A 13,269-nucleotide genomic window follows, 5' to 3' on the forward strand; every position below is an offset into this window, starting at 1 on the left:
GCTATCTCGGCTACGTCACCGGCCTGTCCGACGTAGCACTGGAGAAGCGCAGCCGCGGCCGGATGGTCTTGGGCGCACTGCTGTTCATCCTCGGCTTCACCCTCGTTTTCGTTCTTGCCTCGATGTTCGTCGCCACCGCCGGCCGCGCGCTCGTTGAGCACCGAGAGCTACTGATGCGCATCGGTGGCGTAGTGGTGATTCTCATGGCCCTTGTCTTCCTCGGCGCCGGGTCGCAGCGGACCTTCCGACTGCCGATCAAGCCCGCCACCGGCCTGGCCGGGGCCCCTGTCCTCGGAGCCGTCTTCGGTCTGGGCTGGGCGCCCTGCATGGGCCCTACCCTCGCGGCGGTCCTCGCGCTCAACCTCGCCAGCGACGCCTCGATCACCCGAGCTGTCGTTCTCGCCGTGGCCTACTGCCTCGGGCTCGGCCTTCCCTTCATCCTCATCGCCGCGGCCTACGAGCGATGGGCCCCGGTCTCGTCGTGGCTGCAACGACACCAGCGCGCGATCCAGGTCGTCGGCGCAACCCTGCTAATCATCGTCGGGACACTCCTGCTCACCGGCGGATGGGATGCGATCGTCCAGCGGCTGCAAACCAGACTCATCAGCGACTGGGAAGTGCCCCTCTGATGTGAAGGAGCGTTGCCCACTGATGTCCGCCAAGGTCTCCAGAGCCTCGTTGTCGACGCCGGCCTCGCGGTGGCCATAAAGCGCTTGACCAGGAGTCCTGCGATCGACGCTGGGGCTTGGCCGGCGGTTTCGGTGACCAGCCAGGAGGGGGGTGGGGTGGCGCGCATGGGGCTTGCGGGAGTTTCGGAACAGTAGTGAGATGGAGGGGGCAAGTCTCCGAGGCGACGAAGCGAGACTTGGCCGAACACCTGCGGGGGACCGAGCAGAAGCGCGGTCAGCCGCAGGTGGACTTGGCGTGACTCGAGGCGCAGTTTCGGAAGCTCGACGCACTCGTGTCCCAGGAGCTCAGTTACCGCCACCGCCGCGAATTGAATTCTCACCGCACTCGGGTCGAGTGGCTCCTGCCTGCTTTCCCTCAGTCCACGGTGCGCCGGAGGCCCCGACGCAGCAGCTCCACTCCTGAGGCCAAGTAGATCCATAGCAATCAATTTTTGCTGCAAAGAACGGCCGTCACTGCAGTCTTCGCTGCATCTCGACATTCGCGGGGCCACCCCGCCGCACAACTTTCGGCCCGTGTGGCCATGCCCTGCTCCCGGTCGGGCGGTGGGACATGGCGACACGGTTGGGAAGCGGAATTGATCAGATTCCTCGCTCAGATTGATCAAAGTCTTCGTTCACCATTGACTTTTGATCACGGTGATCAAATTCCTCGTTCAGAACGGGCCGAATGATCAGAATCGGTAGTTCCCGGACACCAGCTGATCAGGTCTGCTCGCGCAGGTACCGCCCGAAGTGCGGCACCGTGAAGGCGATCCGCCCCCGTTCGGCGGAGTAGATCAGGCCCTTCTTGAGCAGCGCGTCCCGGGCGGGGGAGAGCGACTGCGGCTTCTTGCCGAGCGTGCTCGCGACCTCGGAGGTCAGGACGGACTCGATGTCGTCGAGGGCCTCCTCCCCCTTCGCCGCGATGCCGGCCGCGACGTCCGCCATCGCCCGCAGGTACTCGCGCTCGCCGGGCGTCGCCCGCTCGTACCGCGAGCCGAAGAAGCCCACCGCCAGCTCCGACTCGGCCTCGGGCGAGGCGACCCGCACGTCCTCGGCGCGGATCGGCGACTGCGGCGCCTGGTCCCACACCGCCTTGCCGTACGCCTGGATGAAGTACGGGTAGCCGCCCGTCGCGACGTACAGCGCGTCGAGCGCGCCCTGCTCGAACTCCGCGAGCTCGTCGGCCGCCGGCGCCGTGAGCGCCCGGTCGGCCTCCTCGCGGGCGAGCCGGCCGATCCGCTGGTACCGGAAGAGCCGCTCGCTGTACGACTTGCTCGCCGAGAGCACCGCCGGCAGGTGCGGCAGGCCCGCGCCGACGACGATGAGCGGCAGCCCCGACTGGCTCATCTCGTGGCAGGCGGCGCAGATCGCGGAGATGTCCTCCGGCCCGAGGTCCTGCATCTCGTCGATGAAGACCGCGACGCCCCGCCCGAGGTCCGCGGCCAGACCCCCGACGTCGGTGAAGAGCTCGACGAGGTCGATCTCGATGTCGCCCGAGTCCGCGCGCCCCTTGATGGCGGGCGCGTCGATGCCGGGGTTCCACACCTCGCGCAGCTTGGTCCCGGGCTTCGCGTCGCGCTGGGCGAAGGACTTGATGACGCCGAGCACGTGCTCGACCTCCTCCTCCTGGGTGTGCCCGAGCTCGCGCACCGCCTGGTGCAGCGCGCTCGCCAGCGGGCGGCGCAGGCCGAGCTCGGGGCGCGCCTCGAGCTTGCCGGTGCCCCACTTCGCGCGGACGGCAGCCGAGCGCAGCTGGTTGAGCAGGACCGTCTTGCCGACCCCCCGCAGCCCGGTGAGGACGAGGGAGCGCTCCGGCCGGCCGCTGACGATGCGCTTGAGCACGACGTCGAAGCGCGTCAGCTGCTCGTCGCGGCCGGCGAGCTCGGGTGGGCGCTGGCCGGCACCCGGGGCATAGGGGTTGGTGATCGGGTCCACGATGCGACCGTATCCGGGCCTCTAGGCAGATCCGGATATTGACGCAGATGCAGCGATCGGCGCGTCGCGGCCCACGCGCTCACCCGAGGTCGGCCAGGACCTCGCTGAGCTCCTGCCGTGAGTGGATGGCCAGCTTCGAGTACGCCTTGCGCAGGTGGTACTCGATGGTCTTGGGGCTGAGGAAGAGCGCGGCCGCGGCCTCGCGGGTCGTCCTCCCGTCGGCCAGCAGCAGGCACACCTGCAGCTCCTGCGGCGTGAGCGAGCCCGGGCCCGTCGGTGCCCTGGGCGGCACCCGCTCACCGGTCGCGGCCAGCTCCACCCGCGCGCTCTCCGCCCAGAGCCCGGCCCCGAGGTCCTCGAAGGTCGACAGCGCCTCCCGCAGCACCGGGCGGGCATCGACGCGACGCCCCGCGCGGCGCAGCCTCATCCCGTACGCCAGACGGGTCCGGGCCGCCTCGAAGGTGTCCCGTGTCCTGGCATGGGACACCAGCGCCAGGGCGAAGGGGGCGTCGCACGCCTCGTCGGGGGCGACCAGCCCGAGCGCCCGCTGCACGCGCGCCACGGTCCACGGCCGGGCGTCGGGGCCGGCGACGCTCGCGTAGCGCCGGGCGGCGCGGGTGGCGGCCTCCACCTCGCCCACGCGCAGGAGCGCGTCCACGAGGTCCGGCCCGGGGTCGAGGTTCGCGTCGCCGACCCCGAGCTCGTCCAGCCGGGTCACGAGCACGCCCAGCCGTTCGGCCGCCTGGGCCGACCGGCCCTCCGACAGCTCGAGCTCCCCCCTGGCCAGCTCGCACCAGATCTGCGCGAAGCGGATGTGCCGCGGTCGGGCCAGCTCCGAGGCCTCGGTCGCGTGCGCGCGGCAGGCCGCGGCCCGGCCGGCCCGGCCGTCGAGGCAGGCGAGCCCGGCGAGGGCCATCGCCAGCTCGGTCCCCTGGCCGGTCTCGCGCGCCAGGTGCGCGGCCTCCTCGTAGTTGGCGCTCGCCCGGTCCCACGCGCTCGAGGTCGCCTGGTCGCGGGCGACGTGGAAGAGCAGGTTGGGCAGGGCCCCGACCCCGACCCGGGTGCGGGCCTCGTCCACGAGCCGCCGCAGCTGCGAGCCGGCGTCGGCCTCACGCAGGAAGAGCGGGGTCAGCATCAGCCACGGCAGCGCTGCGGGTTGCGCGATCGGGTCGACGTGGGCGCTGAGCAGGGGGAGCGCCTCCTGCAGCCGTGGGGTGGCGTCCTCACCGAGGATCACGGCGGCCACGCCGCAGGCCGCGAGCCCGACCCCCCGGGTCGCCGGTGACAGCGCGTGCTCGAGGCTCGCAGGGATCTGCTCGGCGACCCGGCGCACCGCCGTGCCGTCGGCGAGGTAGAGGCAGGCGTGCACCGCCTCCGCGAGCAGGCGCACCCGCTCCTCGGGGCCGGCCGTCCCGGCCGCGGCCTCCAGGTGGACCAGCCCCTCCCGGATCGAGCCCGAGCGCACCTCGATCACCCCCCGCAACCGAGCGGCCTGGGTGGCACCCGGGTCCCGCGTGGCCGCGGCGTCCCCGGCGGCCGACGGCAGCACCTCCTCGAGGAGGGCCAGCGCGCGCTCGACCTGCCCGCCGTCCCACGCGGCCTGGGCGGCCGCGACGAGCCGGCGCCTCATCGCGCCCGCGTCCGGCGTCCACCGGGCGGCGCGCTCGAAGGCGGTCGACGCGACCGGCAAGGCCGTCCGGGCGACGGCCCGCCGGCCGACTCCTTCGAGCTGGACGGCCAGCTCCTCGTCCAGGGAGGTCGAGCCGGCGGCCCGGTGCCACACCCGCAGGTCGTGCTCGTCTGCGGCGGTCAGCTCGTCGGCCACCGCGAGGTGCGCGGACCGCCGCAGCGTCGCCGGTGCCGACTCGTAGACGACCGACCGCAGGATCGGGTGGCGGAAGGTCAGGCGACTCGCCGCCACGCTCACGAGCCGGGTGGCGAGCAGCCCGTCGAGCGCTCGGGCGCCGAGATCCAGCCGGGCGCACGCGGCCCGGGTGAGCCGCAGGTCCCCGCCGCCGACCACGGCGACGAGCGCCACCGCGCGTTCGTCCTCCGACAGCGGGGTGAGCTGGTGGGCGAAGGCCGCCCTGAGCCGGTCGGGCACGGACTGGAGGAGGCCGGTCCCGCTCCCTTCGTCCGGGCGGAGCGTGACGAGCGCGGGGACGGCCGCGAGCTCCAGCAGCGCCAGGGGATTGCCCCCCGTCGCGTCGTGGAGGCGGGCGATGAGGTCGAGGTCGGTGACCCCGCCGTCGGACTGCCGCACGAGCTGCGCCGAGGCGGCCGCGTCCAACCCACCCAGCTCCAGCTCCGGCAGGCCCAGCAGGGCCGGCGGCACCTCGTCCCGGCGGGCGCCGAAGAGCACCACGACCGGGTCGTCGTGGACGCGGCGGGCGGCGAAGACGAGGGCCTCGACGGAGGGCAGGTCGGCCCACTGGGTGTCGTCGAGCACCACGACGACCGGCGCCTCCTCGGCCCACAGGCTCAGCAGGCTCAACGTCGCCGCCCCGGTGGCGAACCGGTCCTGGGGGCCGCCGGGCCGCAGGCTCAGCGCGCAGGCCAGGGCGTCGGCCTGGGGCCCGGGGAGGGCGTCGAGCAGGTGCAGCCCGTTGCGGAGCACGGTGTGCAGCGCGGCGAAGGGGAGGTCCCGCTCGATCTCGGTGCCTGTGGACCACAGCACGCGGACGTGGTCACCGAGGCCGGCCACCGCCTGGGTCAGCAGCGCCGTCTTGCCGACGCCCGGCTCACCGACGACCGACAGCACCCCGCCCCGCCCGAGGCGCGCGGAAGCCAGGAGGCGGTCCACCGCTTCCTGCTCGGCTGCCCTGCCGAGGAGCACCACCCCCCGAGTTTACCGAGGGGCATCGGACCAGGGGGGTCACCTGACGCGGTGGGCGGGGTGCCGGGACGAGGGTGGCAGGACACCCACAACCCCAGGAGACCCACCATGAGCACCGACACCAGCGACACGTCCGCACCCGCCACGCCCACGACCGAAGGGGGCGCCCCACCGGTCGACATGGACGCCCTCATGGGCTTCGTCTTCCGCGCGGTCGACGAGGTCGGCGCGACGCTCAACGCCGCGCTCGTCGTCCTCGGCGACAAGCTCGGGTACTACCGCGCCCTCGCCGAGCACGGACCGTCCACCGCCGCCGAGCTGGCGACCCGGACCGCCACCGCCGAGCCGTACGCCCGGGAGTGGCTCAACGCGCAGGCCGCGGGCCAGTACGTGACCTACGACCCCGCGACGACGCGCTACACCCTGCCGCCCGAGCAGGCCGTGGCCCTCACGGTCGAGGACAGCCCGGCCTTCCTGCCCGGTCTCTTCCAGATCGCGCTCGGGACCGTGCACGACATGGACCACATCCTCGAGGCCGCCCGCAGCGGCGCCGGCTACGGCTGGCACGAGCACGTCAGCGACGTGCACCAGGGCTGCGAGCGCTTCTTCCGGCCGAGCTACATCGCCTACCTCGTCGATGCGTGGTTGCCCGCGCTGGAGGGCATCGTCCCCCGCCTGGAGCAGGGGATCGACGTCCTCGACATCGGGTGCGGGCACGGCTCCTCGACCATCCTCATGGCGCAGGCCTTCCCCCGGTCGAGGTTCACAGGAGTCGACTACCACGCCCGCTCGATCGAGGTCGCCGGGCAGCGAGCCGTCGAGGCGGGCGTGCAGGACCGGGTGACCTTCGAGGTCGCGTCGGCCCAGGCGCTCCCCGGGAGCGGCTACGGCCTGGTGACGATGTTCGACTGCCTGCACGACATGGGTGACCCCGTCGGTGCAGCGGAGCAGGTCCGGACCGCGCTGGCCACCGACGGCACGTGGATGGTCGTCGAGCCGATGGCCGGCGACCACGTCGAGGACAACCTCAACCCCGTCGGCCGGGCGTTCTACGGGTTCTCCACGCTGCTGTGCACTCCGGCGTCGCTGTCCCAGGACGTCGGGCTCGCCATGGGCACCCAGGCCGGCCCGGCCAGGATCCACGACGTGGCCACCGTGGCCGGCTTCACCCGGTTCGCGTCGGTCGCCGAGACCCCCTTCCACCGGGTCATGGAGATCCGGCCCTGACGGGGCTGGGCACGAGGCCGGGGGCGGAGGAGACTGCGATGGTGACCGACGCGACGACGGGCGTCACGGTGCGGGACGGCGTGCGCATCCCGTACGCCGTCCACGGCACCGGCGACGTCACCGTCCTGCTCCTGCCGACCTGGTCGTTGGTGCCGTCACGCTGGTGGAAGGCGCAGGTCCCCTACCTGGCCCGCCACCTGCGGGTCGTCACCTTCGACGGCCGGGGCAGCGGCGCGGCCGGCCGCCCGAGCGGCGCGGCCGCCTACACCGACGTGGAGTACGCCGCCGATGCGGCGGCGGTCCTCGATGCCTCGGGGACCGCCGCCGCGGTGGTCGTGGGCTTCTCCTGCGGCGCCACCTGGGCGGTCCACCTCGCCGCCACCCACCCCGAGCGGGTGCGCGGGATCGTCGCCATCGCTCCGTCCTGCGGCCTGGCGCTGGCGACGCAGGCCCGTGAGCAGCTCGGCTGGGACGACAGGCTGGACACCACCCGCGGGTGGGCGAAGTACAACAAGCACTACTGGCTCGACGGCGGCTACGACGACTTCGTCGACTTCTTCGCCCACCGGATGTTCACCGAGCCGCACTCCACCAAGCAGGTCGAGGACGTCATCGGGTGGGCGCACGAGATCGCCCCGCGCACCCTCGCCGACACGACGGCCGGGAGGCTCGGGCTGGAGGGGGCGACGCGCACGCCCCTGGAGCCGCTGTGCGCGCGCGTGCGCTGCCCCGTCCTCGTCGTCCACGGCACCGAGGACGCCGTCCGTCCCGCGATGGTGGGGGAGCGGCTGGCGCAGCTGACCGGTGGTGAGCTCGTCCTCGTGGCGGGCGGTGGCCACGGGTTGCCGGCCCGCGACCCGGTGCGGGTCAACGGGCTGGTCATGGACTTCGTGCGGAAGGTCGCCGGCGGTGGTACCCCCCTTCGCCAGACGTGGACCCGGGCCCAGCGGCGGCCCCGACGGGCGCTGTACCTGTCCTCGCCCATCGGGCTCGGCCACGTGCGGCGGGACCTGGCGATCGCCCAGGAGCTGCGTCTCCACCACCCCGACCTCGAGATCGACTGGCTGAGCCAGCACCCGGTGACCCGGGTGCTGCAGGACGTGGGCGAGCGCGTGCACCCCGCGTCCTCGTGGCTGGCGAACGAGTCGGCCCACTTCGAGGACGAGTGCTCCGACCACGACCTGCACGCCTTCCAGGCGGTCCGTCGCATGGACGCGATCATGGTCGCCAACTTCATGGTGGTCCGCGACGTCGTCGCGGACGGGGCCTACGACCTCGTGGTGGGCGACGAGGCGTGGGACGTCGACTACTTCCTCCACGAGAACCCGGAGCTGAAGACCTTCGCCTACGCCTGGCTCACCGACTTCGTCGGGTGGGTGCCGATGCCGGACGGCGGACCCGCCGAGGCCGCGCTGACGGCGGACTACAACGCGGAGATGATCGAGCAGCGGGAGCGCTACGGCCGGGTGCGGGACGCCTCGGTCTTCGTCGGCTCCCCCGACGACGTCGTGGACCTCCCCTTCGGTCCGGGGCTCCCGAGCATCCGCGACTGGACCCGGGAGCACTTCGACTTCGCCGGGTACGTCACCGGCTTCGTCCCGCCCACCGAGCAGGAGCGGGCGGCGGTCCGGGCAGCACTGGGCTACGCGGAGGACGATCTCGTCTGCGTCGTCGCCGTGGGCGGCACCGCGGCGGGCGCCTCCCTGCTGCACCGGGTGCTGGACGCGGTCCCCGCCGCCCGACGGGCCGTGCCGGGCCTGCGCTTCCTCGTCGTCACCGGGCCCCGGATCGACCCGAAGGGTCTCCCGCGCCGCCGCGGCGTGCGGGTCCGCGGGTACGTGCCCGACCTGTACCGGCAGCTGGCGGCGTGCGACCTCGCGGTGGTCCAGGGGGGCCTCACGACCTGCATGGAGCTCGCTGCGGCGCGGCGCCCCTTCGTCCACGTCCCGCTGCGCCACCACTTCGAGCAGAACGTGCACGTGCGGCACCGTCTGCAGCGCTACGGAGCCGGGACGTGCGTCGAGTACGAGCGGGCCTGCGACCCCGACGCCCTCGCCGCGGCGATGGTCGCGGAGCTGGCCCGCGGCCCGCGGGGCCTGCCGGTCGAGACCGACGGCGCGCAGCGAGCCGGCGCCCTGCTGGCCGGGCTGGTGTGAGCGGCGACGCCGGGCTGGCGCACGACGCGGGCTGTCGAGGACCATGGCTGCGGCGGTGAGAGACTGGTCACATGCCTGCCGCAACGCCTTCGTCGTACTCCGTCACCATCCGCCTGCACACCTCGCCCGACTACGCCGTCGTCGGCCGCATCGCCACCGCGATCGCCGAGCAGGGCGGCATCGTCACCGCCGTCGACATCGCCGACTCGCGCCACGACCGGCTCGTCATCGACGTCACCTGCTCCGGCTTCGACGTCAACCACACCGACGACCTCGTCGAGGCCGTGGAGGCCATCGACGGCGTCAAGGTGCACAAGGTCTCCGACCGCACCTTCCTGCTCCACCTCGGCGGCAAGATCGCGGTGCAGTCCAAGGTCGCGCTCAGGACCCGTGACGACCTGTCCATGGCGTACACGCCGGGCGTCGGGCGCGTCTCCTCCGCGATCGCCAAGCACCCCGAGGACGCCCGCCGCCTGACGATCAAGGGCAACAGCGTCGCCGTCGTCACCGACGGCTCGGCCGTCCTCGGCCTGGGCAACATCGGCCCCGAGGCCGCCATGCCGGTCATGGAGGGCAAGGCGGCCCTGTTCAAGCAGTTCGCCGACATCGACGCCTGGCCGATCTGCCTCGCCTCCCAGGACACCGAGGAGATCATCCGCGCGGTCGAGATGATCGCCCCCGGCTTCGGCGGCATCAACCTCGAGGACATCGCCGCCCCGCGCTGCTTCGAGATCGAGCGCCGGTTGCGCGAGAGCCTCGACATCCCCGTCTTCCACGACGACCAGCACGGCACCGCCATCGTCGTCCTCGCCGCCCTGCGCAACGCGCTGCGCGTCGTCGACAAGTGGCTCGAGCAGGTGCGCATCGTCGTCTCCGGCGGCGGCGCCGCGGGCTCGGCCATCGTCACCCTCCTCCTCGCGGCGGGCGCCAAGGACGTCGTCGTCTACGACCGCGAGGGCCTGCTCTCCGCCGACGACGAGTCGCTGAGCGGTGCCAAGCGCGATCTGGCGGAGCGCACCAACCCGCGCCGGGTCCGCGGCACCCTGGCCGACGGCCTGCAGGGCGCCGACGTCTTCATCGGCGTCTCGGCGCCCAACCTGCTCAAGGCCGAGTGGATCCGCGACAACATGGCCCAGGACCCGATCGTCTTCGCGCTCGCCAACCCGGACCCGGAGATCGACCCCGCCGAGGCCGCCAAGTACGCCAAGGTCGTCGCCTCCGGCCGCAGCGACTACCCCAACCAGATCAACAACGTGCTCGCCTTCCCCGGCGTCTTCCGGGGGCTGCTCGACGCGCACGCCGAGAACGTGACCGTCGAGATGCTCATCCGCGCCGCCGACGCCATCGCCGCGGTCGTCAAGGACGAGGAGATCAACCCCTCGTACATCATCCCGAGCGTCTTCCACCCCGATGTCGCCGACACCGTGGCCGTCGCGATCGCCGGCGAGGGCAAGACCTCCGCGGGCGCGACCGGCCCGATCAAGGTGGGCTCGCGCTCGACCGCGGCCCCCGTCGACGAGACGGGCGTGCTCCCGCGCGTGCGGTGACCCCTCGAGACGGTTGCTGCGCAACCTCCTCGGGGAGCGGGCCGGTGCGAGTGGCAGGCTGGCTCACGTGAAGCCTCCCCGCACCTACCGCAAGGACACCTCCGCCGCACCGCGCGGCTACTCCTCCTGGGAGGCCGCCGGGCTGCTGTGGCTCGCCGAGGCGCAGGCCTCGGGCGGTGCGCGGGTCGCCGAGCTGCAGGACGTCGACCTGGGCCACATCGACCTGCTCCAGTACGACCCGGCGCCGTCGACCAACGTCCAGGCCGACGAGCTGGGTGTCGCGCTCGCCGCGACCCACGCCGCCGGCGCCCCGGCCTTCGGGGCGCCGCCGGCGCGCTGGAGCAGCCACGGGTTCATCGGCCCGGCCGACTCGCCGCTGCCCATGCCGCTGGAGCCGACCGACTCGTGGGGCGCCTTCTTCGCCGAGCAGCGCATCCGCCACCTGCTGCGCATCGGCCGGTCCAAGGACCTGTGGGCCGACGAGACCGACGTCTTCGAGCGGGTCGCGACCCGGCTCGAGTCCGGCGAGCTCGACGACGGCCGCCCGCCGGCCCGCATCCACGGTGACCTGTGGGCGGGCAACATCCTGTGGACCCGGCAGGGCGCCGTCCTCATCGACCCCGCCGCGCACGGTGGGCACGCGGAGACCGACCTCGCGATGCTGCTGCTCTTCACCGCGCCGCACATCGCGCGGATCATCGCCGCCTACGACGAGGCCGCGCCCCTCGCCGACGGCTGGCAGGAGCGCGTCGGCCTCCACCAGCTCTTCCCCGTCATGGTCCACGCGGTCGTCTACGGCGGCGAGTACGTGACCCAGGCCGTCGACATGGCCCGCGCCTACGCCTGACCGCCGGTGTCGAAGGGGGGACATCCCCCCTTCGACCTGGGGGAGGACGGGGCAGACCCGCGGCACCCGCCCTGCCTAGGTTGTTCACGTGACCACAGCAACCATGACGCCGCCCCGGGAGCGCACCGGTCTCCCCCTCCGCTGGTTCGCCGGCTGGGGGAGCGTGCTCCTCCTCCTCACGAGTGCCCTCACCTCGATCCTCGGTATGGTCCTCGTCTCCCTCGTCGTCGCCTCGGTGCTGCTCATCAGCGCCGGCGGCGTGGGGATCTTCCTGCTCGTCCCGCTCCTGTGGCTCTGCGGGGTGATCGGCCACGCCGAGCGGCACCGGGTCATCGCCCTGTCCGGGCGCAGCGTGCACCCGCCGGCGCGCGTGGAGCAGCCGCTGTGGCGCCGTCTCTTCCTCGACGTGCACTCCTGGCGCAGCACGGCCTACCTCGCGTTGCACTCGCTGTGGGGCTTCGTCACCGGCTGGCTGACGCTCGCGGTCCTCACCCAGGCGCTGCTCGTCCTCCTCCTGCCGCTCTTCGCCGGGAGCATCCCGGACCGCGGCTTCCTCGTCTTCGGCCTGGTGCGCGTCGACGGGACCATCGCGACCGCGTCCGTGTGGACCGGTGCCCTCGTCACGCTCATCCTCATGCCGCTCGTGGCGCACCTGCTCACATCGGTCGACGTCATGCTCGCCCGCTGGCTCCTCGGCCGCGACGAGCGCCGGGTCGTCGAGCACCTGGCCGCCCGCGTCGACACCCTCACCGACTCCCGCCGCGAGGCCGTGGACTCCGTCGAGGCCGAGCGCCGGCGCATCGAGCGCGATCTGCACGACGGCCCGCAGCAGCGGATGGTCTCGATCGCGATGACCCTCGGCATGGCCAAGGAGGCCATCCACCGCGACCCCGACGCCGCCGCCGAGCTCGTCGACGAGGCGCACCGCTCCGCGAAGGAGGCCATCGTCGAGATGCGCCACGTCGCCCGCGGCATCGTCCCGCCGATCCTCGCCGACCGCGGGCTCGAGGCCGCCCTGCCGGCCCTGGCCGCCCGCTCCGCCGTCCCGACCTCGGTCGACGTCCGCGACGTCGGGCGGCTCGACCCGACGACCGAGGCGATCGCCTACTTCGTCGTCAGCGAGGCCCTGACCAATATCGCCAAGCACTCCGGCGCCGCCCACGCCGAGGTCGACGTCACCACGAACGACGGCCACCTCGTCGCCGTCGTCACCGACGACGGCCGAGGCGGTGCAGACCCCAGCCTCGGCACCGGCCTGACGGGGCTGCGCCAGCGGCTCACGGCCGTCGACGGGACGCTCGACGTGTCGTCCCCGAGCGGTGGGCCGACGCGGCTCACCGCCACCCTCCCCCTTCGCACCGGACGGAGCCTGCGATGACCGACACCCAGCCCACCCCCACCAAGGTCGTCCTCGCCGAGGACTCCGTGCTCCTGCGCGACGGGATCGTGCGCCTGCTGGGCTCGGCCGGCTTCGACGTCGCGGCCGCGTGCCCCGACGCCGAGAGCTTCCTCGTGGCGGTCGACGAGCACGAGCCCGACCTCGTCGTCGTCGACGTGCGGATGCCCCCGACCTTCACCTCCGAGGGCATCGTCGCGGCGCTGCGGGTGCGCGAGTCGCACCCCGAGACCGCGGTCATGGTCCTCTCGCAGTACGTCGAGGAGCAGTACGCGACCGAGCTCGTCGCGTCGCGGTCGAAGGGGGTCGGGTACCTCCTCAAGGACCGCGTGGCCGACACGAGCGACTTCATCGCCGCGCTGCACGACGTCGCCGGCGGCGGGACCGTCCTCGACCCCGAGGTCGTCACCCAGCTGCTCACCCGGGCCCGCCACGCCGACCCGCTCGCCGCGCTCACCCCCCGGGAGCGGGACGTCCTGGACCTCATGGCCCAAGGTCGCACCAACTCCGCCATCGGCAAGGCGCTGTACATCTCCGACGGGGCCGTGGAGAAGCACGTGACCTCGATCTTCACCAAGCTCGACCTGCCTCCGGCCGACGGCGACCACCGACGCGTGCTCGCCGTGCTCCGCTGGCTCGACCAGGAGGACTGAC

The 13,269-nt window shown here is 73.0% G+C and carries 9 protein-coding genes; 7 read left to right on the plus strand and 2 right to left on the minus strand.

Features of this window, described 5'->3' with window-relative positions:
- Nucleotides 1-629 (plus strand): cytochrome c biogenesis CcdA family protein (locus ABC138_RS09555; RefSeq protein WP_345913511.1); only part of this gene is annotated, 629 nt, incomplete at its 5' end.
- A gap of 762 nt (nt 630-1,391) precedes the next feature.
- Here the strand turns inward: ABC138_RS09555 and ABC138_RS09560 are convergent.
- Together ABC138_RS09560 and ABC138_RS09565 are read right to left on the minus strand one after the other, a co-directional pair.
- On the minus strand, nt 1,392-2,606 hold the full coding sequence (locus tag ABC138_RS09560; RefSeq protein WP_068327261.1) for an ATP-binding protein: 1,215 nt from the start codon (nt 2,604-2,606) through the stop codon (nt 1,392-1,394).
- Between the two features lie 79 nt (nt 2,607-2,685).
- Nucleotides 2,686-5,445: an AAA family ATPase gene (locus ABC138_RS09565; RefSeq protein WP_345913513.1), complete on the minus strand. Its 2,760-nt coding sequence runs from the start codon at nt 5,443-5,445 to the stop codon at nt 2,686-2,688.
- Nucleotides 5,446-5,550: 105 nt separating this feature from the next.
- Between ABC138_RS09565 and ABC138_RS09570 the strand changes: the two genes are divergently transcribed.
- The 6 genes from ABC138_RS09570 (at nt 5,551) to ABC138_RS09595 (ending at nt 13,268) form a co-directional block, all read left to right on the plus strand.
- The gene (locus ABC138_RS09570; RefSeq protein ID WP_345913514.1) at nt 5,551-6,669 is read left to right on the plus strand and encodes a class I SAM-dependent methyltransferase; all 1,119 of its coding nucleotides are present in this window, start codon (nt 5,551-5,553) and stop codon (nt 6,667-6,669) included.
- Nucleotides 6,670-6,707: 38 nt separating this feature from the next.
- A complete protein-coding gene (locus ABC138_RS09575) occupies nt 6,708-8,825 on the plus strand; it encodes an alpha/beta fold hydrolase (protein WP_345913515.1) in 2,118 nt (705 codons plus the stop codon).
- A gap of 71 nt (nt 8,826-8,896) precedes the next feature.
- Nucleotides 8,897-10,372 carry an NAD-dependent malic enzyme gene (locus tag ABC138_RS09580; RefSeq protein WP_345913516.1) on the plus strand — a complete coding sequence of 492 codons (1,476 nt, stop codon included), beginning with the start codon at nt 8,897-8,899 and terminating at the stop codon, nt 10,370-10,372.
- Between the two features lie 67 nt (nt 10,373-10,439).
- Nucleotides 10,440-11,219 carry a fructosamine kinase family protein gene (locus ABC138_RS09585; RefSeq protein ID WP_345913517.1) on the plus strand — a complete coding sequence of 260 codons (780 nt, stop codon included), beginning with the start codon at nt 10,440-10,442 and terminating at the stop codon, nt 11,217-11,219.
- A gap of 88 nt (nt 11,220-11,307) precedes the next feature.
- Nucleotides 11,308-12,597, plus strand: a complete 1,290-nt coding sequence (locus ABC138_RS09590; RefSeq protein ID WP_345913518.1) for a sensor histidine kinase — start codon at nt 11,308-11,310, stop codon at nt 12,595-12,597.
- Nucleotides 12,594-13,268 (plus strand): response regulator transcription factor, encoded by a 675-nt coding sequence (locus ABC138_RS09595; protein ID WP_068425124.1) that lies wholly within the window; start codon nt 12,594-12,596, stop codon nt 13,266-13,268. Before ABC138_RS09590 ends, ABC138_RS09595 begins: the two co-directional genes overlap by 4 nt.
- Nucleotide 13,269: the final 1 nt, after the last annotated feature.

Source organism: Janibacter sp. LM (genome assembly GCF_039631275.1).
GTDB classification, from domain to species: Bacteria; Actinomycetota; Actinomycetes; order Actinomycetales; family Dermatophilaceae; genus Janibacter; species Janibacter terrae.